Here is a 23,030-nt window from a genome sequence, read left to right on the forward strand (position 1 = left end):
CGCCTCACCACGCTCTAAGCCGCCTGGCTATCACGAAGGCCAGGGCGAACAAGGCGCCGGCAAAGGCCACGACGGCAGGCCATCCGCCTTCGGCCCAGAACCAGCCGCCCGCCGACCCCATCACGCTGGAGCCCAGGTAGTAGGCCAGCAGGTACAGCGAGGCTGCGTGGCCCTTGTGGCCTTGCGCCAGCCGCCCCACCCAGCCACTGGCCACCGCATGCGCGATGAAAAACCCGATCGTCAGGGCCACGATGCCCGCGATCACGGCCCACAGCGAGTGCGACAAGGTCAGGGCCAAACCCAAGGCCGCGATCACGATGCCTGCCGTCATGACCGGGCTTCGCCCCAAGCTGTCGGCCAGCGCACCAGCGGTGGAAGAAGCCACGATGCCAAACAGGTAAGCGGTGAAGACCAGGCTGATGGCCGCCTGGCTCAAGCCATAGGGTGCCGCCATCAGGCGAAAGCCCACGTAGTTGTAGACCGTGACGAAGGCCCCCATCATCAGAAAGCCGATGCAGAACAACAGCGGCAAGCCCGGGTGGCTCAAGTGCCTGGACCAGGCCCTGAGGTGGTGGCCCGCGTCAAAACCGGGGCGGCGCACAAAGTGCCGAGACGGTGGCAGCAGCGCGATGAAGCCCAACGCGGCCAACAGCCCGATCACGCCCACGGTGCCCAACGCCACGCGCCAGGAGGCCCACTCGGTGAGCAAGCCCATGCCCACGCGGCCGATCATGCCGCCAAAAGCGGTGCCGCTGACGTACAGGCCCATCGCCAGGCCCAGGCCCTTGGGGTGCATCTCTTCGGCCAGGTAGGCCATGGCCACGGCCGGCACACCGCCCAGCAACAACCCTTCCAAAGCGCGGGCCGCCAGCAAGGCGTGCCAATCGGGCACCAGGGCGGCCACGATGTTCAGGCAAGCCGCTGCACACATGGACGCGAACATCAGGCCCCGGCGCCCCAGCACTTCGGACACCGCACCCGCCCCCAGGATGGCCACCGCCAGAAAGCCGGTGGACAGGGACAAGGCCAAAGAACTTTCCGCCGGGCTCACCCCGAAATCCTGGGCAAAGGCCGGCAGCAAAGGCTGCACGCAGTAAAGCAGCGAGAAGGTCGCGAAGCCCGCCAGGAAAAGCGCCAGGCTGATCTGGCGGTAGGCGAGCGAGCCGCGCTGGGCGCGCGTGTCCACGCCGCTCACCCTTGCACCGCCAAGGCCAGGCGGGCCTGCAAACCACCGCCTGGTCGGTTGTGCAAACTCAAGGTCGCGCCCAGTGCGCCGCTCAAACGGTGCGCGATGGCCAGGCCCAAGCCGCTGCCACCCGTCTCTCGGTTGCGGGATCCTTCCACACGGTAAAAAGGCTGCAGGACGGCCAGCAACTGGTCCTCCGCCATGCCCGGCCCTTTGTCCAGGACTTCGATGACCCAGCCCGCATCGGCCTGGCTCACCACCACCTGCGCTTCACCCGCGAACTTCAAGGCGTTGTCCACCAGGTTCATGGCGATGCGCTTGAGGGCTTGGGGGCGCGTGGTCACGGTGATGTCGGTGGAGCCGATCAGTTCAACCTGGCGACCCGCATCCCGGTAGTCGCACACCAGGCCATCCAGCAAAGCATGCAGGTCAATGGCTTGCATTTTCTCCATCGAGGCATGGGCGGTGCGGGCATAGGCCAGCCCTTCTTCGACCAAGTGCTGCATGTCGATCAGATCGGCCTGCAGCTTATCGCGCAGGGCTTCGTCGGCCAGCAGATCGGTGCGCACCCGCATGCGCGTGATGGGGGTCTGCAAGTCGTGCGAGACGGCCGCGAGGATCTGCAGGCGCTCGGCCAGGTGGGCCGAGATGCGCCGCTGCATGGTGTTGAAGGCGGCGATGGCGCGGCGCACTTCAGCGGGACCATGCTCGGGCAACTCGGCCGCCTGGGGATCGTCGCCCAGGCGGGTCGCGGCACTGGCCAGGTCGCTCAAGGGCCGCGTGGCCACGCGCACGCCCCACCAGATGCATGCCCCCACCACGGCCAGTTGAAGTGCCAGCAGCAGGGCGGTGCCCGTGCTCACCATCTTGCGGGGCGTCATCAGCTGCAAGGTCAAAGGCGCACCATCGGCCAGGCGCAGGCTGAACACGGTGCGCGAAGGGTCTTCCACGCCCACGCCCAGCAGTCGCCCTGGGCCCAGTTCAGCGTTCAGGCTGGCGGCCAGCCTGCGCGCCACGCCGACGGCATCGGTCTGTGGGGGCAGGGGCTGGCCATCAAGCGTGAAACGGTAGTTGGGCCGCTGCAGCTTGCGCAGCCAGGCCGCGCGCTCCGACGCGGGCAGGCGGTCGAGCATGGCCACGGACGAGACCACATCGCGGCCCACATACGCCAGCATCATGGATTCGGCCAGGTCGGCACGCTCGCGCATCACGGACCAGTACGACAAGGCATAGGCCGCCGTCAAACCGGCCAGCAAGATGGCCGCCACCCGGCCAAACAAGGAGCTGGGCCACAGGCTCATGGCGCGCCTCCTGCGTGATCGCGCACCTCGGCGCAGAACACATAACCTTCGCTGCGCACCGTCTTGATGTAGCGGGGCTCGCGTGAGCCATCGCGCAAGCGCTGGCGCAGGCGGCTGATGAGCAGGTCGATGGAGCGGTCAAACGGGTCGGCATCGCGGCCCTGGGTGAGGTTCAGCAGTTGGTCACGGGTGAGCACGCGCTGGGCATGCTCCATCAACACGCGCAGCAGACGGTACTCACCGCCGGTCAGCAAGACCAGGGTGCCCTGATCGTCGACCAGGTGGCGGGCGGTGGTGTCGAGCAGCCAGTCGCCAAAGGCCAGCCACCGGGCCTGCTGCACCGGCCGCAAATTGGGCGGCAACATGCGGGTTCGGCGCAGCACCGAGCGGATGCGGGCCAGCAACTCGCGCGTGGCAAACGGCTTGGTCAGGTAGTCGTCCGCGCCCATCTCCAGGCCCAGCACGCGGTCGGCTTCTTCGCTGCGGGCCGTCAGCATCAACACGGGGATCTGCACGGCATCGCGAGAGCGCAGGTCGCGGCACAAGGACAGGCCGTCTTCGCCGGGCAGCATCACATCCAGCACGATCAAATCGATGCGCGAACCAGCCAGCACCTGGCGCATTTCGTGGGCATTGCCCGCCGTGCTGACGCGGTAACCGCTGCCTTGCAGGTAGTCGCTCAGCAGCAGCAGCAACTGGCGGTCGTCGTCCACCAGGAGCAAGTGATCTTGTTCTTCCATGGGCCACACCATAAGGGCATTTCAAATGGTTCAGCCCGCCAGGCCGCCCAGAGTTTTGTATCGCAGTTTGTCTGCCAGGGGGCTGGACAAGTCGGCTTGCAAATCGACCGGGTTCAGACATGCCCCGGCCGCTTGGCCGACCTGTAATGAGGGCGTCATTCAAACCACCGGAGCCACTCCATGCCCTCATTCTCCTTTCGGATCGCCACCGCGGCACTGTGCCTGAGCACCTGGGCCGCCCACGCCACCACCACCGACCCGCGCGGCCGCTGGATCACGGCCAGCGGCAACCTGGAGGTGGATGTCGCGCCCTGCGGCGAGGGGGCCTTGTGCGGCACCGCCACCCGCGTGCTGGCCAACCGCTCGATGAGCCCCGGCGTTGACGCGATGGACCCAGTGGACAAGCGGCCCGCGCTGGGCATGACCATCCTGATCGACTTCCGGCCCGATGACGACGACGCCTCGCAATGGCACGGCCAGATCTACAACCGCGAGAACGGCAAGACCTACCGCTGCCAGATGTCGCTGGGTCCGCAAGGCGAACTGGTGCTGCGCCCCTACATTGGCCTGCCGCTTTTCGGCAAGACCCAAGTCTGGCAACGGGTGCAACCATGATGGACGCTTCGTCATGGCCGCTGGCCTTCGCGGGGCTGGCCGGGGTGGCCACCGTCGCCAGCCCGTGCGTGCTGCCGGTGCTGCCCCTGCTGCTGGGCGTGTCCGCTGACCGCTCGGACCGGGCACGCCCTGTGTTCATCATCATCGGCTTCGTGCTGAGCTTTGTCGCGGTGGCCTTGCTCTTTGGCGCTTCCACCCGTGTGCTGGGGCTCACGCCCGAGTCGGTGCGGGTGGCTGCCGCCTGCGGCATGCTGCTGGCCGGCGTGCTGATGATCTGGCCATCGCTGGGCGAGCGCGTCATGGCCCCGCTGGGCCGCATCTCCGACCTGGCGCAAGGCTGGGGCGGGCAGGCCACGCACACGCCCCTGGGCGGCCTGCTGCTGGGCGCCTCGCTGGGCGCCTTGTGGACACCGTGCGCAGGGCCAGTGCTGGCGTCTGTCCTGGCCCTGGTGGCCAGCCAGGCCTCGACCCAGCAGACCGCGCCCTTGCTGCTGTCCTATGCCGCTGGCGCTGGGCTGCCGATGCTGGCCATCGCGTATGGTGGGCAAGCGATGACGGGCAAGGTGCGCGGCCTCAGTCGCCACGCGGCCCGCTTCAGGCAGGGCTGCGGTGTGCTCGTGGTGTTATCGGCCATCGCCATGGCCAAGCAGTTGGACGCACAAGCCAGTGCCTGGGTCAGCCAGGCGTGGTCAAGCCCGATCAACAAGGTCGGCGCAAGCACGCTCACCGCCAACACCCAACGCGCCAACCCGACCGCGCCCGAGTTCGCCGGCATCCACCAGTGGCTCAACAGCCCCCCGCTCACCATGAAAGCGCTGCGCGGGCAGGTGGTGTTGATCGACTTCTGGACCTTCGCTTGCGTCAACTGCGTGCGCACCTTGCCGCACATCCAGCGCTGGCACGAGCGCTACGCCGCGCAAGGGCTGGTGGTGGTGGGCGTGCACACGCCGGAGTTCGCGTTCGAGCGCTCCACCGACAACGTGCGCCAGGCCATCCGCCGCCATGGCCTGAGCTACCCCGTGGCGCAAGACAACCGCTACCAGACCTGGAACGCCTACGCCAACCAGTACTGGCCCGCCGTCTACCTGGTGGACCGGCAAGGCCGCATCGTGTTCACCCATTTTGGCGAAGGCGACGAGGCCGCCATTGAACAGCGCATCCAGCAACTGTTGGCGGCCCCATGAAAAAGCATCAAGGCCTCCATGCTTGCTGGTGGTGGATGCCCACGGTGTCGTTGGCGATGACCTGCTCTTCGTCGGTGGGCAGGACCAGCACGGTGACACCACTGCCGGGCGCGCTGATCACCGAAGCATGGGCCGCATTGGCCTGAGGATCCAGCTGCACGCCCAACCAGGTCAGGCGCTCACCCACGGCCGCCCGGACCTGGGGCTGGTGTTCGCCAATGCCCGCCGTGAACACCAGGGCGTCCAGCCCGCCCAGCGTGGTGGCCAGCCGGGCCACCTCACCGGCGATGCGACCGGCGAACAGGTCCAGCGCCTCACGCGCTTCGGGCCGGTCACTGGCCTGCAGCTCGCGGGCGTCGGCACTCAGGCCCGACACGCCCAACAGGCCTGACTGGTGGTAAAGCAAATCCTCCACCTCATCCACACTCAGGCCCAATGGGCCCATCAGGTGCAGCACCACGCCTGGGTCGAGCGCCCCACAACGCGTCGCCATGGGGATGCCATCCAGCGTGGAGAAGCCCATGCTGGTGTCCTGACTGACCCCATCTTGCAGCGCACACAGGCTGGCCCCGCTGCCCAGGTGAGCCACCACCACTTTGCCGCCCTTCAAGGCCGGAAAGCGACGGGCCAACTCGCCCGCCACATACTGGTACGACAAGCCATGGAAGCCATAGCGTTTCACACCGCGGTCAAAAAAGGCACGCGGTATCGCAAAGCGGCGCACCAGGTTGGATTGCGAACGGTGAAACGCCGTGTCGAACGAAGCCGTCTGCAGCAGGCCCGGCCGCAGGTGCCGGATGGCCTGGATCAGGCGCACGCCCTGCGGCTGGTGCAAAGGCGCCAGCGGCACCAGCTCGGTGATGGCGGCGAGCGTGTCGTCGTCGATGGCCACGGGCCCATCGAAGCGATCCCCGCCATGCACCACGCGGTGGCCCACCGACATCACATCATCCAGCTTGAAATGCGAGGCGAACCAACCCAGGGTTTCATCGAGCACCTCGTGCAAATCTTCGGTGAGCTTGGCGTTCAGGGTGATGTCCTGCGACTGGCCGTGGTCGGACACCCGAAGCCGCAGGGGTTGCGCGCGCAAGTCGATCACGCCCTTGCCAACCTGGGTGGCTTGCCCGTTCACGACACTGAACAAGCCCACCTTGATGGACGACGAACCAGCGTTGAAGGTGAGCACCAAGGGTGTGCTGCCCATGCTCAAACCACCTTGGCCTGCTTGCGCTCGGACACCAGCTTGGCCAGCGCCGCCGAGGCCAGGCGCACACGCAGGCTGTCGGAGCGGCTGGTCAGGATGATGGGCAAGCGCGCGCCCAGTACCAACCCTGCAGCGTCGGCCCCTGCGAAGTACATCAACTGCTTGGCCAGCATGTTGCCAGCCTCCAGGTCGGGCACCAGCAGGATGTCGGCCTGCCCGGCCACCGGCGAGCTGATGCCTTTGGTGCGGGCTGCCGCCAGGCTGATGGCGTTGTCGAAAGCCAGCGGGCCATCCACCAAGGCCCCCGTGATCTGCCCGCGCGAGGCCATCACGGTCAACGCGGCGGCGTCCAACGTGGCCGGCATCTTGGCGTTGACGGTTTCCACCGCCGCCAGCACCGCCACGAGTGGTTGCTCGATGCCCAGCAAGCGCAACAGGTCGATGGCGTTCTGGCAGATGTCGCGCTTTTGTTCCAGCGTGGGCGCGATGTTGATGGCCGCGTCGGTCACGATCAGGGGCTTGTCGTAGGCGGGCACGTCCATGGCGTAGACGTGGCTGATGCGCCGGTCGGTGCGCAGGTTCGAGTTGGCGCCCACGACCGCGCCCAACAGTTCATCGGTGTGCAGGCTGCCCTTCATCAGCGCCGCCACCTTGCCGGCCGCGCCCCACTCCACCGCCAAGGCCGCGGCGGCATGGCTGTGCTCGACCGACTGGATCTCGATGCCTTCCAGGCTGAGCTGGGCCGCCTCGGCCACCGCACGGATCCTGGCCTCTGGGCCGAACAGCACCGGGTCCAGCAAACCTTCGTCGCGCGCCTCGATCGCCGCCTGGAGGGCGTCGGGCGAACAGGGGTGAACGATGGCCGTGCGCAGGGCCGGAAACGCTTGCGCCTGTTTGATGAAGGCCTCGTAGCGGTCATGGCGGCGCACCGAGACCTCGGGCGGCACCATGGCTGGCCAGACGATGGGCGCGGCGGGCGCGATCACCGTGGCCGTGCCCAACAGCACCACCTCACCGTTCTGGTTGACGCAGCGGGTGTCCAGCAGCACCACGCGCTTGGCCTCGTGCTTTTCCTTGACGGTGACCGAGGCCGTGATGGTGTCGCCCGGCACCACCGGGTGGCGAAACTGCAGGTCCTGGCCCAGGTAGATGGTGCCGGGTCCCGGCAGGCGGGTGCCCAGCAGGGCGGAGATCAAAGACCCGGTCCACATGCCATGGACGACCACGTGCCCGAAGGGGGCGCTGGAGGCAAACGCCGCGTCCAGGTGTGCCGGATTGACATCGCCCGACATCGCCGCGAACAGGTCGATGTCGTTTTGCCCTGCGATGCGCACCAGCGAAGCTGTCTCGCCGATGCTCAGCTCTTCGAAAGTCCGGTTGCGCAAAACAACGCCATCAGTCATGGATCCGCCTTATGCTTGAAACACGGGCCAGTGTAAACACAGGCACACCACCCGGCATGGCCTTTGCACGCAGTCTCGCCTGTGACCCGATCTGGGGCTCAATCATCGAGAGGTGCAACCGTGATCAGTAAACAGGTGATGACCAGCGAAGACGCGCTCAAGGCCTTGCAGGCGGCGCAACAGGAGGCCCTGACCCACCAATGGGCCGTGTCGATCGCCGTGTGCGACGACGGCGGGCACCTGCTGGGTTTTGTGCGCATGCCCGGGGCCAACATCGCCTCGGCCACCATTTCCCAGTCCAAAGCAGCCACGGCCGCGCAAATGAAACGTGAAACCAAGGGCATCGAAGAGATGATCAATGGTGGTCGTTTCGCGTTCCTGTCTGCCCCAAAGCTGGAAGGCCTGCTGGAGGGCGGTGTGCCGGTGCTGGTGAATGGGCAGTGCGTGGGCGCCGTGGGGGTCAGCGGCGTCAAACCGGGTGAAGATGCCCAGATTGCCAAGGCGGCGGTTGAAGCCGTGACCGCAGGCATGACCTGACCATGGGCGGTGGCAGGCATGCCGATTGCCCTTCATGGTGATTCATCGCCACGATTCACAGGAGCATTCCATGAACGCACACACGCCAAACCGCTGGATCGCCGGGCTTTCAGCCTGGGCCTTGTTGTTTTCCATCGCCCAAGCCTGCGAAGGGCCGCGCGCCGCCTTGCCTGCCGAGAAGACCAGCCAAGGCATCAGCTACGTGAGTGGCGGCGTCGGCCTGGACGAGTCTGGCGCCTTGAAAGGGGCCAGGAAAGATTACTCGCTCGACATTGAAACTTTTCAATCGGCCAACGGCAAGAACGAGTACATCGCCGCCGTGCCATTGACCATCACGCGCCCCAATGGCGAGGTGGTGTTCCAGGCGCCCAGCGACGGGCCATTCACCCTGCTGCGGATGCCGCCTGGCACCTACATCGTCAAGGCCAGCCACCAGGGCCAAACTCAGCAGCGTCAGGTGCTGGTGGGCACCGGGCTGGGGGCCAAGGCCTCCTTCGTGTTCAAACCCAGCTGAAAATTATTTGCATGGAGGACTCCGCATGATGCTTCGCCCCCACCACTGGGCCTTGACCTTGGCCATCGCCTTGGGCGCTACCACGGCGCAGGCCACCGATCCCGCACCACTGCAAGCGGTTGAATCCGTCAATCTGACACGCTACCTGGGTCGCTGGTACCAGATCGCCCACTACCCCAACAAGTTCCAGGCGCAATGCGTGAGCGACACGACCGCCGACTACCGCTTGCTGCCCCACGGGCGGATCGAAGTGATCAACCGGTGCACGACCGCCACCGGTGCGACCGACGAGGCCGTGGGCGAAGCGCGCCTGGCCCAACCACGCTGGCTGGGCATCCCAGTGGGCAAGGTGGTCAGCACGGCCAAGCTGCAGGTGCGTTTTGCGCCTGCCGTGCTAGGCTGGGTGCCGGGGGTTTGGGCGCCTTATTGGGTCGTTCAACTGGCCCCCGACTACCGCTACGCGGTGGTGAGCGAACCGAGCCGTGAATACCTGTGGATCCTGTCGCGCACGCCCACACTGGCCCCGCCAGACCGGGCCGCCATCAACAGCGCGCTTCAACAGCAAGGGTTCGATCTGGCCAGATTGCAGGAAGACCCTCACACCGCCAGGCCCTGATCAGACTTCTGGGTGATCCGTTCGACCCACGGTCGGCGAGCAAGGCACGAGGACGGCTGACACACCGGGACCCAACACTCCCGGTTGTTGCCACCGATCGAGGTCTCGTCCATGTCCGCTGCCGTCTCTACCCGCCGTGCTGTTCATTTGCTGAGCGCGGTCGCGCTCGCCACCATCAGCCTGATGGCACAGGCCTCCACCAGCGGGGTGGTGATCAGCCAGATTTACGGCGGGGGCGGCAACACCGGCGCCACCTACACCCACGACTTCATCGAGCTGTTCAACGCTGGCAGCGCCCCGGTTAGCCTGAACGGCTGGTCGGTGCAATACGCCTCGGCCACTGGCACCAGTTGGCAGAAAACCGTGCTGGGCAATGTGCTGCTGCAACCTGGCCAGTACTACCTGGTGCAGCAAGCCCAAGGTGCGGGTGGCACCACGCCCCTGCCTGCGCCGGATGTGAGCACGGGCACGATTGCCATGTCCGGCACCGCTGGCAAGGTGGCTTTGGTCAGCGCGAACACCACGCTCACCAGCACCTCGCCCACCGGGGCCACCATCGTTGACTATGTGGGCTTTGGCACCACGGCCACGCCTTCGGAAGGCAGCGGCCCCACACCCGCCGCATCGAACACCCTGGCCGTGATCCGACTCCAGGCCGGGTGCACCGACACCGACAACAACAGCGGCGACTTTGTGGCCGGTGCCCCCACGCCACGCAGCACGGTCACTGCCTTGAACGTCTGCACCGGCAATGGCGGCGGTGGATCAACGGGCAGCGCCGCCAAGGTCTACGAGATCCAGGGCACAGGCAGCACCAGCCCCATGGTCAATGCTTCGGTCATCACCAGCGGCGTGGTCACCAAGGTCAACAACAATGGCTTCTACCTGCAAGACCCGGTGGGCGACGGCAATGCCTTGACCTCGGATGGCATCTTCGTGTTCACCAGCACCCCACCCACCGTGGTGGCGGGCGATCTGGTGCAAGTCAGTGGCAAGGTGACCGAGTTCAACGTGGGCTCGGCCAGCAACGCGCTGTCGCTGGCCCACACCGTGACCGAAATCACCGCACCCACCGTCACCGTGCAGGGCAGCGGCCACAGCATCGCCCCCACGCCCATCACCCTGCCGGTGTCCACCGATGCGGAACTGGAGCGGGTTGAAGGCATGCTGGTCACCATCAACAGCCAGTTGACCGTCTCGCAGAACTACTTCCAGGGCCGCTTTGGCCAGGTCACCCTGTCGGCCAATGGCCGGATGGAAACGCCCACCAACCGCTTCCGCCCAGGCACCAGCGCCCAAGCCCTGGCCGAACAAAATGCGCTCAGCCGCATCCTGCTGGACGATGGCACCACGCAGCAAAACCCCAACCCCACGCCTTACTTCGGCGCCAACAACACCTTGCGCGCTGGCGACACCGTCGATGCCATCACTGGCGTGATCGACTATGGCCTGTCCACGACCACCACCGATGGCCTGGCTGACTACAAGATCCACCCCACCCAGCCGGTGAGCTTCACACGCGTCAACGCCCGCACTTCAGAGCCTGAAGCCGTGGGCGGCAACGTGAAGGTGGCGAGCGCCAATGTGCTGAACTTCTTCACCACCTTCACCAATGGCAGCACGGCCGCCGGTGCCACCGGCCAAGGCTGCACCCTGGGTGGCGCGGTGTCGGCGTCCAACTGCCGTGGTGCCAACAACCTGGCCGAGTTCAACCGCCAACGGGCCAAGATCGTGGAGTCCATTTCGGCCATCAACGCCGATGTGGTGGGCCTGATGGAAATCCAGAACAACGTGCCCAACGTGGGCGCCTCCGGCACCCATGCCGACACCGCCGTCTTGAACCTGGTGGCCGCTTTGAATGCCAAGGTCGGCGCGGGCACGTACGCCGTGGTGCCCGCCCCCACGGGCAGCACCGGCACCGATGCCATCCGCGTGGCGCTGATCTACAAGCCCGGCCAACTGAGCTTGTCGGGCGCAGCCCTGTCGGACACCGATGCCATCAACAACCGGCCTCCGCTGGCACAAACCTTTGCCGCGCCCAATGGCGAGAAGTTCTCGGTGATCGTCAACCACCTCAAGTCCAAGGGCAGTTGCCCCGGCAGCGCCTCGGACCCCGATGCCGACCAAGGCGACCTGCAAGGCTGCTGGAACGAACAGCGCAAGCAGCAAGCCCAGCGCCTGCGCACTTTCGCATCGACCGTGCAAGCCCAGAGCGGCAGCACCGACCTGATCATCATCGGTGACCTCAACGCTTACGCGAAAGAAGATCCGATCGAGGAGCTGACCGGCCACGGCTACGTGGACCAGATCGCGCGCTTCAACAGCTTGGGCTACTCGTATGTGTTCGATGGGGCCGCTGGCCGCCTGGACCACGCGATCACCACGCCTTCACTGTCCACCAAGGTGACCCGCGCCATCGAATGGCACATCAACGCGGACGAGCCCTCGGTCATCGACTACAACACCGAGTTCAAGCAACCGGCTTGCGCCGCGTGCGGGCCGGACTACTACAGCACCTCGCCTTACCGCTCCTCGGACCACGACCCCGTCATCGTGGGCCTGAACCTGCTCAAGCCCGTCAACGGCACGCCGGGACGCGACAGCCTCAGCGGCACTGCGGGCGACGATGTGATCAACGGCGGCGAAGGCAGCGACACCATCACCACGGGCGCGGGCCGGGATCTGCTGGTCTACACCAGCCTGCGCGATGGTCTGGACACCGTCATCGACTTTGCCCCGGGCTCTGACCGCATCGACCTGAGCGCCCTGCTGGCTTCGCTGGGCCTGGCGCCCACCCAGGCCATGGCAGCGGGCCATGTGCGCCTGGTGAACAGCAGCGCTGGCGTGCAAGTGCAACTGGACACCGACGGCAGCGCCGGCCCTGCCGTGCCCCGCGCCCTGATCGTGCTGCGCGGTGTGTCCGCCAGCCAACTGCAGGCCGCCCGAGACCTCGGCCTGTGAACCCCCGAAGTACCCAAGGAAACGACATGCACCACCGCCAACTCACCCGCCTCGGCGCCTTGCTGGGCAGCCTCATGATCAGCAGCCTGGCGCAAGCCGACATCACCAATGGCGACTTCGCCAACGGCCTGTCAGGCTGGCAAACCTTTGGCGACGTGGCCGCGCCCAGCGGCACGCTGGTGCTGAGCACCGCCACATTGGGTTCTGACGACTACCCGTTCGCCGATGGTCACCACAACGTCTCGGGCCAGGACGCTGGCGTCATCGGCCTCCCAGGCGGCCTGGAAGATTTTGTGGGCGTGGCCTTGGGCTCGCTCGACCCCGACCCCATCAATCACACCAGCGTCTTGTGGGAAGGCTCGGCCGCCCGGCAAAGTTTCGCGGTGCAGGCTGGCGACACCCTGAGTTTCGACTGGAACCTGCTGAGCGCCGACCGGGATTTCGCCGACCAGGCTTTTGTCGTGATCAACACCACCTTCGGCAACGGCCTGCAGGTGCTGGCGCTGGCCAACGCCAGCCTCGCCACCAACGCCGTGCCCGGCAGCACTGATCTGCTGCAAACCGGCGTGAACCAGTTCAGCCACACCTTCACCGGGGCTGGCCTGGTGACGATGTCCTGGGTCGTGGCCGACCTGGACGACAGCGCCAAAACTTCACTCTTGACGGTGGACAACGTGGCCCTGACCAGCGCGGTGCCCGAACCCACGATGGCCCTGCTGGCTTTGCTTGGCGTGGGCGCCTTGGGTGTGATTCGAGTCAACCGCAGGGGCTGATCCCAAGGCTATGGCGCGCTCAGATTGAGCGCAATCACGCCCAGCACGATGCAGCCCAACCCAGCGAGCCTGAGAGGCTGGGTCGGCTCGCCAAACCAGATCATGCCCACGATCGCGATGAGGGCGGTTCCGCTGGCGGCCCACACCGCATAGGTCAAACCCACCCCCAGTTGTTTGACCGACAGCGACATCAACCAGATGGCCACCGCGTAGCACAGACCACAGGCCAATGACGGCAGGAGGCGGGTGAAGCCTTCAGCGTACCGAAGGGCGATGGTGCCGACAACCTCGGCCAGCACGCTGGCCGCCAACAGCAACCATGCCTGAACAGATGAACCCATGAGATACCTCTCTCTCTTGGCCTGGCGCTTGTACCGAGCGCAGCCGCGAGACAAGGAGCGGTACCCCTGATAACAAAAGCTCAGTGCTCCACCGCCCGAGCCATCGACGCCCTGGATCGCCGGACCTGCCGGTGGCTCCAGTCCAGGATCTCCAGTGTGCCATCAGGCCGCTCGACCAGCGCCGTCAGGCTTTCCACCCAGTCACCGTCATTGCAATACAGCATGCCGTCGATGCTGCGGATCTCGGCATGGTGGATGTGCCCACACACCACGCCATGCACCTCGCGACGCCGGGCTTCGCGTGCCAAGGCTTCTTCGAAATCGCCCACATAGCTGACGGCCAGCTTGACCTTCAGCTTCAGGTACTTGGACAAGGACCAATAGGGCAGGCCCATGCGCGCCCGCACGGTGTTGAACCAGCGGTTGACCTTCAGGGTGAACTCGTACGCCCAGTCCCCCACGTGCGCCAGCCATTGGGCGCACTGGATCACGCCGTCGTACAGGTCGCCGTGGGTGATCCACAAGCGCCGCCCGTCGGCGGTCAGGTGCGTCCACTCCGACGCCACCTCGATGCCGCCAAAGTTGTGACCGATGTACTTGCGGGCGAACTCGTCGTGGTTGCCCGGGATGAAAATGATGCGCGTGCCCTTGCGCGCCTTGCGCAGCAGCTTCTGGACCACGTCGTTGTGCGACTGAGGCCAGTACCAGTGGCGCCTGAGTTGCCAGCCGTCGATCACGTCACCCACCAGGTACAGGGTTTCGCACTCGACCTGCTTGAGGAAATCAAGCAAGGCCTCGGCCTGGCAACCTTGCGTGCCCAGGTGGATGTCGGAGATCCACACCGTTCGCACCTTGATGGCACCGGGCATGCCCTGCACCGACTCCTTCGGAGCCTTCAGCAACTCTCGCAGCAAACCGGCATTCAGATCAGGGCGCATGGGCCGAATGCTGCACCCCGATCGTGACAGTATTGTGTGAAGGCGTGCCGCGGTCAGCCAGGCCCTTCGCCCGGCACCAGCACGGTGAGCTTCAGATCGGGATGCTGCGCCACCCGCAAGGTGAACTGCTCGTACTCGCGCCGCCCTGACCGGGCCTGCTCGAAAGCGCGCCGCCCGCCTTCGCGGCTCAGTACTTTCTGAGATCGCCAGGCCACGTCAAAAGCCCGGCTGGCAGAGCGCAACTCATCGACCAAGGCCTGGCGCACCGGATCGTCGCGCCAGGCGGCCGTGTCAGAGCGGTACTCTGCCACCAGGCGCTGCGCCCGCTCCGGCCAATCCACAATGAAGCTGGGCGCACGCGGGTGCAGGAACACGTAACGCAGCAGATTGCGCGTCCCTCGCCCCTTGAGCCAATCTTCAAACAACAGGGTTGCCGGCCTGTTCCAGGCGATGGCATCCCAATGGCGGTCCAGGATGTAGGCGGGTGTGCGAATGACCTTGACCAGCTCGGCCAGTTGATGCGGCGCCGAGTGCTCCGCCGACGGGTGCTCGGGATCGGCCCGCGCCGCCAACTCGAACAGGTAGGCGCGCTCGGCATTCGACAGGTGCAGCCCGGTCGCGATCGCGCTCAAGGTCTCGGTGGACACGGCCTGCGTGCGGCCCTGCTCGATCCAGGTGTACCAGGTGGGGCTGATGTGGCACAGCGTGGCCACCTCTTCGCGGCGCAGGCCGGGCGCGCGCCGCCTGAAGCCCGGCGGCAAGCCCACGTCCTCGGGACGCAGTTGGTCCCGCTTGGCACGCAAGAACTCGCCCAACTGGTTCTGGGAGGCGGGTGTGGCGGCTGAAAGTGGGCGATTCCGCATGTTCTGAAGTCCCTCAGCCTGTTGATTCCAGTAATAGGATAACTGCCTATCTTGTACCAGGATAACGAAACACCTAAGGTCGAGCCTCCCACCATCAAAACGGAGCCGCGATGCGAACCCACCTCCAGACCAACCTCGACCAGTACAGCACCCAGGCCCAGGCTTACCTGGACAGCCCGGTCCACGCGCAAGGTCCTGACCTGGCCAGGGCGCAAGCCTTGGTCGCGCAGGCCATCCCAGCGAGCGGCCAGGCGCTGGACGTGGGCTGTGGCGCCGGTCACCTCAGCTTCGCGCTGGCACCGCACCTGTCCCACGTCGTGGCACTCGACCCCTCACCCCCGATGCTGGCCACCGTGCAGCAAGCGGCCCGGGCGCGAGGCATGCACCACATCGAGGCCGTGCCATCCAGCGCAGAGCGCCTGCCCTTCCCCGATGCCAGCTTTGAACTCGTGTGCTCGCGTTACAGCGCCCACCACTGGACGGGGCTGGCACAAGCATTGAAAGAAATGCGCCGCGTGCTCAAGCCCGGTGGCCACTTGCTCATGATCGACGTGCAAGGCGAAGAAGACGCCTTGGTCGACAGCCATTTGCAAGCCATCGAGCTGCTCAGGGACCGCTCGCATGTGCGCAATCGCACCGTCTCGCAATGGCGCGCCTTGCTGGCCGATGCGGGCTTCGCCAACGTGGTGCATGAAAGCTGGCCCGTGCACATCGATTTCTCGTCTTGGGTGACCCGCATGCGAACACCCGCGTCGCGCGTGGCCATGATCCGCGAGGTGCAGTCCGATGCGCCACGGGAAGTGCAGGAAGCGCTGGCCATCGAGGCCGATGGCTCATTCACATTCACGACAGGCTTGTTCTGGGCACAGGCCAATGTTTGATGCCAATCAAGGCGGCCCAGCAAGGATGGACAAGGCAGGACTACACTGGGTCAAACCAAGCTGAGGAAAGAAGGCACCCATGCAAGTCCTGCTGAACACCGATACCCACGTTGATGGCCGCCACGGCATGGCCGAGTTCCTCGAGTCCGAGGTCAAAGAAGCCTTGAGCCGCTTTGGCGATCACGTCACCCGCGTCGAAGCCCATGTGGCCGACGCGGTCAGCCATGCCAAGGCCCACCCGGACGACATCCATTGCACGCTGGAGGCTCGGCTGATCGGGCTGGAGCCCGTGATCGTCAAGGACCACGCGGCCTCGGCCCACCAGGCCATCCAAGGCGCGGTGGGCAAGCTCAAGCGCGCCGTGGGCACGGCCGTTGAAAAGCATGCGCCAAGGCGTGGCCCAAGTTTGTCGGACATCGCCGCCTCCAACACGGCGAGCCCCGACCAGGACTGAGCCTGCCCAGCCGGGTTCAAACAGCCAGGCGACCCGCCTTGAAATCTTCCACCGCCTGGAAGATTTCTTCGTTGCTGTTCATCACAAAGGGCCCGTACTGCGCGATAGGCTCCCTGAGCGGCTGGCCCGCGATCAGCAAGGCACGTGTGGCGGCCTTCGCCGTCACCACCACGCCATCGCGGTCGGCCTCGTTTTTCAGGATGGCCATGCGTTGCGCCGCCACGGGCGTGTCCCCCACTCGCAGCTCGCCACGGTAAACGTAGATGAAGGCGTTGTGCGCGGCCGCCAATGGCTGCTCGAAGCGGGCGCCTTCGGGCAGGTGCAGATCCAGGTAAAGCGGCTGCGTGGCCTCGCGCTGCACCGCCCCGGCCACGCCATGGCTGCTGCCTGCGATCACACGCACGGTCACGCCCTCGTCCGTGGTGAACTCAGGAATGTCCGAGCTCTGGATGTCGCGGTACCAGGGCGCCGTCATCTTGTCCTTGGCGGGCAGGTTCAACCACAGCTGGAAGCCTTCCATGCGCCCTTCGTCCTGCTCAGGCAACTCGGAGTGGATCACGCCGCGACCAGCGGTCATCCACTGCACGCCGCCGTTTTGCAGCAGGCCTTCGTGGCCGGCGCTGTCGCGGTGGCGCATGCGGCCCGCGATCATGTAGGTCACCGTTTCAAAGCCGCGGTGCGGGTGATCGGGGAAGCCGCCGATGTAGTCATCAGGGTTGTCGGTGCCAAAGGCATCGAGCATCAGGAATGGATCAAGCCGCCGCTGCAAGGGCTGCGTGAGCACTCGGGTCAGCTTGACGCCATCGCCATCGGAGGTGGCTTGGCCTGCGATCAGGCGCTCCACCTCGCGCGGATGGGAAACGGTGGACACAGTGTTCGTCAGGGTGGTGCTCATGCGGGGCTCCTTGCGTGGCGGATGAACCATTGAAACTCGCCCATCAGGCGGGGATCACTTCCTCGATCTGGGCCTGGGCCGAGGCCAAGGCGTCCTGCTCGGCCTGCGGTCCCATGGCGATGCCCTCGGCGTATACGAACTGCACATCGGTCATGCCCAGGAAGGCCAGCACGGTCTTCAGATAAGGCACTTGCGTGTCGGCCGGAGTATTGCGGTACAGGCCGCCACGGGTCAGCGCCACGTAGACCTTCTTGCCGGTCAGCAAACCCACGGGGCCCTTCTCGGTGTAGGTGAAGGTGACCTTGGCGCGGGCGATGGCGTCGATCCAGTTCTTGAGCTGGGCGGGCACGCCAAAGTTGTACATGGGCACGCCCAGCACCAGCACATCGGCGGCCTGGATTTCGGCGATCACGGCGTCGTCCACGGCCACGCGGGCGGCTTGCTCGGCGGTGCGTTGCTCAGCAGGGGTGAACAGGGCTTGCAGGGCGGGTTCGTCCAATTCAGCCAGCGGCGCGCGGCCCAGGTCACGCACGGTGACGGTGGCATCCCGCTGCTGGGTGCGCAGGCGCTCGACGATGGTGGCGGCCAGGCGGCTGGAGTGCGAAGCGTCAGGGCGCGAGCTGGAATTGATTTGCAGGATGTTCATGGTGAGTCCTTGGCAGAAAGTGTTGAAGCGATGGACTCACTGTAATTATCCCTACAGGGTTGCGGAAGACCTCGAATTGGATAACATTGTTCCACCAATAGAACAATGGTGGCGATGATGAACGTGGAAGCGAACGACCTCTTGCTCTTTGCCCGGGTGGTGGACGAGCACAGTTTCAGCCGCGCAGCCGAGCGCCTGGGCCTGCCCAAATCCACTGTGTCACGCCGCGTGTCGGCCCTGGAAGCCCAGTTGGGCGAGCGCCTGCTGCTGCGCACCACCCGCCAGTTGACCCTCACGGATTTTGGCCACAGCGTGCTGGAGCACGCGCACCAGATCGCCTCCGAGGTAGACGCCGCTTCCTTGCTGGCGCAGCACCGCCAGGTCCAACCCAGCGGGCGCCTGCGCGTGTCGATGCCGGCAGACTTCGCCACCAATGTGCTGGCCCCGATGCTGGCCACCTTCGTGCAGAAGTACCCCGCCATCTCGCTGGAGCTGGACCTCACGCCACGCCGCGTGGACCTGATCGGTGAGAACTTTGACGTGGCCATCCGCATGGGCGACCTGCCCGACGACAGCACCCTGGCAGCCCGGCGCCTCGCCACGTTCACCGCAGGTCTGTATGCATCACCCCGCTACCTGGCGCGGCGCGGCCAGCCACCCGAGCCCGAAGCCTTGATGGAGCACGACGCCCTGCGCCTGCTGGGCCGCAGCGGCGACCCCGTGCCCTGGGTACTGCACCGCGATCAGGCGCGCTGGGAGGGCATCCCACCCGGCCGCGCCACCGCCAACTCGCCCGAGGTGCTGATGCGCATGGCCCTGTCGGACGCGGGCATTGCGCTGGTCGGCGATCACTTCGTCGAGCCGCATCTGCGCAGTGGCGCCCTGGCCCCCGTGTTGCCCGACTGGCGCCCGCCCTCCACCGATGCCTGGGCCGTGTTCCCTGGCCGCCGCCTCATGCCAGCGCGCACACGGGTGCTGCTGGACGACATGCAAGCCGTCTTGTCGGGCCCCCAGTGCCAGGCCGAGGAAGCACGGATCGAAAAAACCCTGCGTCTTGCCAAGCTCACTGCACCGGGTAGTTGGCCCTCACAAAAGGAATGACCTGGTTGGCGATGATCTGGGCGGCCTTGGTCGTGGGGTGCAGCAAATCCCAGAACAGGTAGGTGTCGGCATTGGTGCAGCCTGGGCGGATGCCTTGCGTCTGCGCGTAGTTCAGCGAGTTGTCATCGTTGATGTCCAGGCAGGACTGGGTGGTGTTGGTGACACCGTAAGCCGCCGGGTTGTTGAGCATGTCATCGACCAAAGTTCGGGTGTCGAACAGGCGGATGTTCACCGTCGGGTTCTGCGACTTCAGCGTGGCCACCACGGACGCCACATCGGTGTTCAGCTGATTCACGTTGGCGAACAGCGCATCGCGTTCAGCCTGCGTCTTGAAGCCCATCGCGGCCGACATCTTGGGCGATTTGGACAGGTCGGGCACGTTCAGCACCAGGATGTTCTTGGCACCCGACGTGATCAGGCTTTGCAGGGCCGATCGCTCATTGGCCACGATCGACTCCACCGTGCGGCCATAGTTGATCAGATCGTTGGCGCCGATCAGCATGGTGAACAGGGTGTTGGCGGGCTTGTAGTTGCGCGCGCCTACCATGTAGTCCCGGTAGGACTGGACCTGCGACACCACGCCGGGGATCACGTAATAGTCATCAGCGGCCGCGCCACCCACGGCCCAGTTGTAGTTGGGCACGCCCAGGTTGTCGGTGAGGTACTCGTTCCAGACCTTGCCATTGGTGAAGCGGCCCGACAGGTAGCTGTGCGGGCTGGGCACTTCCCAGTGGGTGGCGTTGTACACGTTCTGGTTGTCCGAGACGCTGTCGCCGAACACGACGACCTTGCTGATCTTCGCGGGCTGCGTGACCGGGTCATGGGTCCAGATGGTGTAGTTCAGGCCGACCGGCGTGTCGGCCGCGGCGATCATCAACAAAGGCTGGCTCACGCCCATCAAGGTGAAGGTGTTCTGGCACACCGACTTCAAGGTGGTTTGCGAGGTGCTGGTGTAGAACATGTTCTTGATGCTGGTGACCCCGTCCTTGAACCAGTTGCCGCTGATTTTGTAGACCGACAGGATCGAGCCGTTGCGGGCCCACACGTAGTTGGACTCGGGGTCGGTGGTGGTGGAGTTGGCCTTGTAGAAGCACTTCATCTGGGTCGTGGTGTTCACGCCCAGGGCCATGGCCTGGCCAGCGGCCAGCAAGGCCAGTGCGCCCAGCACTGGGCGCAAGGTTGATGTGTTCATGGAGTGGTCCTTGGTTGAATGGGTTGGTGGCGCCATTGTTCAAGGCCACCCCCCAATCAACCACCCCGCGTTCAAGGCTGCCCTCGCGGGGTATGTGAACTAACCCGAGCGGGTAGCTTCGTGCACGGCGAGCAGCAGTTGCTCGCGGTCCACTGGCTTGTGCATCACACGAATACCCTGTTCCGCGGCTCGGGTCTGGATCTGAGGATCGAGGTCGCCGGTCACCAGGATCGCGGGGAACTCGTCACCCAATTCATGGCGCAGCTCGGCGATCGCATCGAAGCCGTTGTAGGAATGGCCCAGGCGGTAATCGCAGATGATGGCGCAAGGCCAAAGCTCCTGCTCGGCGGCTTGCCGCACCAAGGCCATGGCACTTTCGCCACCCAGGGCTCGGTAACCGCTGTGGTTGAGGACCGTCACCACGGCGTCCAGCACATTGGCTTGGTCTTCGATGACGAGCACGCAGTCGTGGTCACCCAGCGTCATGGGCGCATCGGTGGGTAAAGCGGTGGCCAGTGGCAAGGATGGTTGGGCCTGCCCTGGTTCAAACGCGATGTCAAAGCAGGAGCCCTGGCCCAGCCGGGAATGCAGCGCAACGCGGGTGCCCGTCAAGGCCACGAGCCTGCGCACCACACCCAGGCCCAAACCCAGGCCATCCTGGGCGCGCCGCGCTGTGTTCTGCACCTGGAAGTAATCGTTGAACACCTTGGGCCGATCGGCCCGCGAGATGCCCATGCCGGTGTCCCACACCTGGCAGTGAACCAGGCCACCCCGGCGGCGCGCCCGCAAGCGCACCTCGCCTTGTTGGGTGTAGCGCACCGCGTTCTCCAGCAGGTTGCGCAGCATGCGCTGGGCCAGCACGGCGTCGGTCCAGAGCCAGTCGTCGGTGGGGTGCACGGACCAGCGCAGGCCTTTCTCGCTGCAGGCCAGCGCGAACTCCTGGTCCAGCGAGGTGAACAGGTCGCGCACCGACACGTGCTGCGGCTGGCAGGCCACCTTCTGCGCCTCGATGCGGGCCACGTCGAACATGCGCTCGAACAGGTGCCGCATGGAGGTCAGCGCGCCGCCCAGCTTGTCGGCCACCTCGATCTGGTAGAGCGAGGTGAGCTGCTTGCGCAGGTGGTCGCTCAACAATTGCAGGCTGTAAAGGGGTTGGCGCAGGTCATGGCTGGCGGCGGCGAAGAACTCGCTCTTCTCTCGGTTGGCCTGATCGGCCTGGGCCTTGGCGCGTGTCACCTCGTCCACCTCGCGGGCCAGCTCTTCAACCAGCACGGCGTTGCGCTGGCGGGTGCGCGCGGCCTCGAACAAGCGGCGCGAGATGGCGCGGCCAGCCAACCAGCCATTGATGCAGGCCGCCACCAGCAGCACGGCGATGTAGTGATCGGCCGAGCTGCCATGCAGCATCAAGGCCACCAGCAAGCTGAGAACGACGGGCGCGGTGCCCACCATGGCCAGCCCGAAGTCTTCAATCGCATAAAAGGTGAGGCCGTAGGTGAACACCACCACGGTGATCAACAAGGGCAGTTGCCACTCGGGTGTCAAGCCACCGTACAACAGCGCACACAGCACGCCGCCGGACACGCCATGCACAGCTCGCCATCCCAACAACAAGGCACGCCAGGCCTGGTAGTTGCCAGCGTTCAGTTGAATCCGCCTGAAACGAAAGGCCAGCAGGGTCACCGCCGCACACACCAGGATCATGCAAGCCCAGGGCAGCAGCCACTGCGCCATGGGCAGGTTCGACTTGGTGATGAGCAAGCCCATCAGCAGCAGGCCCACGATCTGCATGGGCAAGGCTTTGGGGTGATTGCGCCAGCCATTGCCCACGATGTCGATCCAGATGGCAGCCTCTTGCTCGGGCAGCCCACGCAACGACAGGCACAGCAGCCTGCCATCGGGGCGCGAAGGCTTATGCGGCATGCGGACTTGGGTTCGCGCAGGCCAGGATCAAATGCACCCGGCTGCGGACCTTGTGGGCCCGCAACAAGGCGCTGACGTGCAGCTTGACCGTTTCCGAGCTGATGCCCAGCTCGTTGGAAATCACCTGGTTGGAAAAACCCTTGAGCAACAGGCGCAGCACTTCGCTTTGACGCTGCGTCAAGCGCACCGACGCCGGGCTGGCAGCGGCGGGCTGATCCAACACCGACAAGCGGCCGGTGACCTGCCAGAGCAGTTCGCGTGGGAAGTAGATGCCGCCGCTGGCCATGGCCGAGATGCCCTGCACGAATTGATCAAGCTCACCATGCTTGGGCACGAAGGCGGCGGCGCCCTGCTGCAGGCATTGCATGGCCAGGTGGTCGTCGTCGGTGCCCGAGACCACGCCCACCACCACATTGGGTGCCACGGCCTTGATCCTTTGCAAGGTCTCCAGGCCACGGCTGTCGGGCAGGTGCAGATCCAGCAACACGGTGTCGATGGATGGCCCGTGCTCGCCTTGCAAGGTCTGAACGGCCTGCTGCAGGTTGCAGGCCTCGAACAGGCGCGCGTTGGGGCGGGTGTCGCTGAAGACGCGGACGATGCCTTCGCGGATCAAGGCGTGGTCGTCCACGATCAGATAGGCGTCGCCGCGAGCAGCGGGGGGCTGCGTGCTCATGATGTCCCAATTTCCATGGGCTCAAGTGTACGGGCGCAGGACCGTCGGCCAGCGGCTTGCTGGCATGATGCCCGGCAAATCCACCCCCTCAT

24 protein-coding genes are annotated in these 23,030 nt (G+C 65.6%); 10 read left to right on the forward strand and 14 right to left on the reverse strand.

All coding sequences use genetic code 11. The features are described 5' to 3' along the window. Positions 1-4: 4 nt before the first annotated feature. From Q7V20_RS19315 to Q7V20_RS19330, 4 genes are read right to left on the reverse strand one after another with little or no spacing between them, the layout of a single operon-like run. Positions 5-1,195, reverse strand: a complete 1,191-nt coding sequence (locus Q7V20_RS19315; protein ID WP_370652502.1) for an MFS transporter — start codon at positions 1,193-1,195, stop codon at positions 5-7. Beyond that, entirely contained in the window at positions 1,192-2,487 is a 1,296-nt protein-coding gene (locus Q7V20_RS19320) for an ATP-binding protein (RefSeq protein WP_304795009.1), read from the reverse strand. The genes Q7V20_RS19315 and Q7V20_RS19320 overlap by 4 nt, the downstream gene beginning before the upstream one ends. After that, positions 2,484-3,227, reverse strand: coding sequence for a response regulator (locus Q7V20_RS19325; protein WP_304795011.1), 744 nt, complete (start codon positions 3,225-3,227; stop codon positions 2,484-2,486). Before Q7V20_RS19325 ends, Q7V20_RS19320 begins: the two co-directional genes overlap by 4 nt. Positions 3,228-3,257: 30 nt before the next feature. Continuing rightward, positions 3,258-3,386 (reverse strand): hypothetical protein, encoded by a 129-nt coding sequence (locus Q7V20_RS19330; RefSeq protein WP_304795013.1) that lies wholly within the window; start codon positions 3,384-3,386, stop codon positions 3,258-3,260. Positions 3,387-3,407: 21 nt separating this feature from the next. Here Q7V20_RS19330 and Q7V20_RS19335 point away from each other — a divergent pair, with 21 nt between their 5' ends. Further along, positions 3,408-3,842 carry a DUF2147 domain-containing protein gene (locus Q7V20_RS19335; protein WP_304795015.1) on the forward strand — a complete coding sequence of 145 codons (435 nt, stop codon included), beginning with the start codon at positions 3,408-3,410 and terminating at the stop codon, positions 3,840-3,842. Continuing rightward, positions 3,839-5,026, forward strand: a complete 1,188-nt coding sequence (locus Q7V20_RS19340; RefSeq protein WP_304795017.1) for a cytochrome c biogenesis protein DipZ — start codon at positions 3,839-3,841, stop codon at positions 5,024-5,026. Before Q7V20_RS19335 ends, Q7V20_RS19340 begins: the two co-directional genes overlap by 4 nt. 7 nt (positions 5,027-5,033) lie before the next feature. Here Q7V20_RS19340 and Q7V20_RS19345 read toward each other — a convergent pair whose 3' ends face one another. Beyond that, on the reverse strand, positions 5,034-6,230 hold the full coding sequence (locus Q7V20_RS19345; protein WP_304795018.1) for an acetate/propionate family kinase: 1,197 nt from the start codon (positions 6,228-6,230) through the stop codon (positions 5,034-5,036). Between the two features lie 2 nt (positions 6,231-6,232). Beyond that, positions 6,233-7,633, reverse strand: coding sequence for a bifunctional enoyl-CoA hydratase/phosphate acetyltransferase (locus Q7V20_RS19350; protein WP_304795020.1), 1,401 nt, complete (start codon positions 7,631-7,633; stop codon positions 6,233-6,235). Positions 7,634-7,753: 120 nt separating this feature from the next. Between Q7V20_RS19350 and Q7V20_RS19355 the strand changes: the two genes are divergently transcribed. The 5 genes from Q7V20_RS19355 to Q7V20_RS19375 all read left to right on the forward strand — a co-directional run bounded on the left by Q7V20_RS19355 (position 7,754) and on the right by Q7V20_RS19375 (position 13,034). Next, the gene (locus Q7V20_RS19355; protein WP_304795022.1) at positions 7,754-8,170 is read left to right on the forward strand and encodes a heme-binding protein; all 417 of its coding nucleotides are present in this window, start codon (positions 7,754-7,756) and stop codon (positions 8,168-8,170) included. Between the two features lie 70 nt (positions 8,171-8,240). Beyond that, positions 8,241-8,684 carry a carboxypeptidase regulatory-like domain-containing protein gene (locus tag Q7V20_RS19360; protein ID WP_304795024.1) on the forward strand — a complete coding sequence of 148 codons (444 nt, stop codon included), beginning with the start codon at positions 8,241-8,243 and terminating at the stop codon, positions 8,682-8,684. 25 nt (positions 8,685-8,709) lie between these two features. Next, positions 8,710-9,300, forward strand: coding sequence for a lipocalin family protein (locus Q7V20_RS19365; RefSeq protein ID WP_304795026.1), 591 nt, complete (start codon positions 8,710-8,712; stop codon positions 9,298-9,300). Between the two features lie 111 nt (positions 9,301-9,411). After that, positions 9,412-12,261 carry an ExeM/NucH family extracellular endonuclease gene (locus Q7V20_RS19370; RefSeq protein ID WP_304795028.1) on the forward strand — a complete coding sequence of 950 codons (2,850 nt, stop codon included), beginning with the start codon at positions 9,412-9,414 and terminating at the stop codon, positions 12,259-12,261. A 26-nt stretch (positions 12,262-12,287) separates the two neighbouring features. Next, on the forward strand, positions 12,288-13,034 hold the full coding sequence (locus Q7V20_RS19375) for a PEP-CTERM sorting domain-containing protein (protein ID WP_304795030.1): 747 nt from the start codon (positions 12,288-12,290) through the stop codon (positions 13,032-13,034). 8 nt (positions 13,035-13,042) lie between these two features. Here Q7V20_RS19375 and Q7V20_RS19380 read toward each other — a convergent pair whose 3' ends face one another. The 3 genes from Q7V20_RS19380 to Q7V20_RS19390 all read right to left on the reverse strand — a co-directional run bounded on the left by Q7V20_RS19380 (position 13,043) and on the right by Q7V20_RS19390 (position 15,176). Continuing rightward, the gene (locus Q7V20_RS19380; protein ID WP_304795032.1) at positions 13,043-13,375 is read right to left on the reverse strand and encodes a multidrug efflux SMR transporter; all 333 of its coding nucleotides are present in this window, start codon (positions 13,373-13,375) and stop codon (positions 13,043-13,045) included. Positions 13,376-13,455: 80 nt separating this feature from the next. Next, positions 13,456-14,244 carry a UDP-2,3-diacylglucosamine diphosphatase gene (locus tag Q7V20_RS19385; RefSeq protein ID WP_304795099.1) on the reverse strand — a complete coding sequence of 263 codons (789 nt, stop codon included), beginning with the start codon at positions 14,242-14,244 and terminating at the stop codon, positions 13,456-13,458. 122 nt (positions 14,245-14,366) lie between these two features. Then, a complete protein-coding gene (locus Q7V20_RS19390) occupies positions 14,367-15,176 on the reverse strand; it encodes a helix-turn-helix transcriptional regulator (RefSeq protein ID WP_304795034.1) in 810 nt (269 codons plus the stop codon). A gap of 110 nt (positions 15,177-15,286) precedes the next feature. On the opposite strand from Q7V20_RS19390, the gene Q7V20_RS19395 reads away from it, so the two are divergent. Beyond that, positions 15,287-16,057 (forward strand): class I SAM-dependent methyltransferase, encoded by a 771-nt coding sequence (locus Q7V20_RS19395; RefSeq protein WP_304795036.1) that lies wholly within the window; start codon positions 15,287-15,289, stop codon positions 16,055-16,057. A gap of 79 nt (positions 16,058-16,136) precedes the next feature. Further along, entirely contained in the window at positions 16,137-16,511 is a 375-nt protein-coding gene (locus Q7V20_RS19400; protein WP_304795038.1) for a ribosomal subunit interface protein, read from the forward strand. 16 nt (positions 16,512-16,527) lie between these two features. Here Q7V20_RS19400 and Q7V20_RS19405 read toward each other — a convergent pair whose 3' ends face one another. Both Q7V20_RS19405 and Q7V20_RS19410 read right to left on the reverse strand, forming a co-directional pair. Then, complete coding sequence (locus Q7V20_RS19405) at positions 16,528-17,406, reverse strand: pirin family protein (protein WP_304795040.1); 879 nt, start codon at positions 17,404-17,406, stop codon at positions 16,528-16,530. A gap of 43 nt (positions 17,407-17,449) precedes the next feature. Further along, entirely contained in the window at positions 17,450-18,052 is a 603-nt protein-coding gene (locus Q7V20_RS19410; RefSeq protein WP_304795042.1) for an FMN-dependent NADH-azoreductase, read from the reverse strand. A 117-nt stretch (positions 18,053-18,169) separates the two neighbouring features. On the opposite strand from Q7V20_RS19410, the gene Q7V20_RS19415 reads away from it, so the two are divergent. Further along, positions 18,170-19,153: a LysR family transcriptional regulator gene (locus tag Q7V20_RS19415; protein ID WP_304795044.1), complete on the forward strand. Its 984-nt coding sequence runs from the start codon at positions 18,170-18,172 to the stop codon at positions 19,151-19,153. Here Q7V20_RS19415 and Q7V20_RS19420 read toward each other — a convergent pair. The 3 genes from Q7V20_RS19420 to Q7V20_RS19430 all read right to left on the reverse strand — a co-directional run bounded on the left by Q7V20_RS19420 (position 19,116) and on the right by Q7V20_RS19430 (position 22,938). Continuing rightward, positions 19,116-20,345 (reverse strand): SGNH/GDSL hydrolase family protein, encoded by a 1,230-nt coding sequence (locus Q7V20_RS19420; RefSeq protein WP_304795046.1) that lies wholly within the window; start codon positions 20,343-20,345, stop codon positions 19,116-19,118. The genes Q7V20_RS19415 and Q7V20_RS19420 overlap by 38 nt on opposite strands. Positions 20,346-20,444: 99 nt before the next feature. Further along, the gene (locus Q7V20_RS19425) at positions 20,445-22,265 is read right to left on the reverse strand and encodes a hybrid sensor histidine kinase/response regulator (protein WP_304795048.1); all 1,821 of its coding nucleotides are present in this window, start codon (positions 22,263-22,265) and stop codon (positions 20,445-20,447) included. Continuing rightward, positions 22,255-22,938 (reverse strand): response regulator transcription factor, encoded by a 684-nt coding sequence (locus Q7V20_RS19430; protein ID WP_304795050.1) that lies wholly within the window; start codon positions 22,936-22,938, stop codon positions 22,255-22,257. Before Q7V20_RS19430 ends, Q7V20_RS19425 begins: the two co-directional genes overlap by 11 nt. Between the last annotated feature and the right edge of the window lie 92 nt (positions 22,939-23,030).

The sequence above is a fragment of the Aquabacterium sp. genome (assembly GCF_030652515.1).
Taxonomy (GTDB): Bacteria; Pseudomonadota; Gammaproteobacteria; order Burkholderiales; family Burkholderiaceae_C; genus Aquabacterium.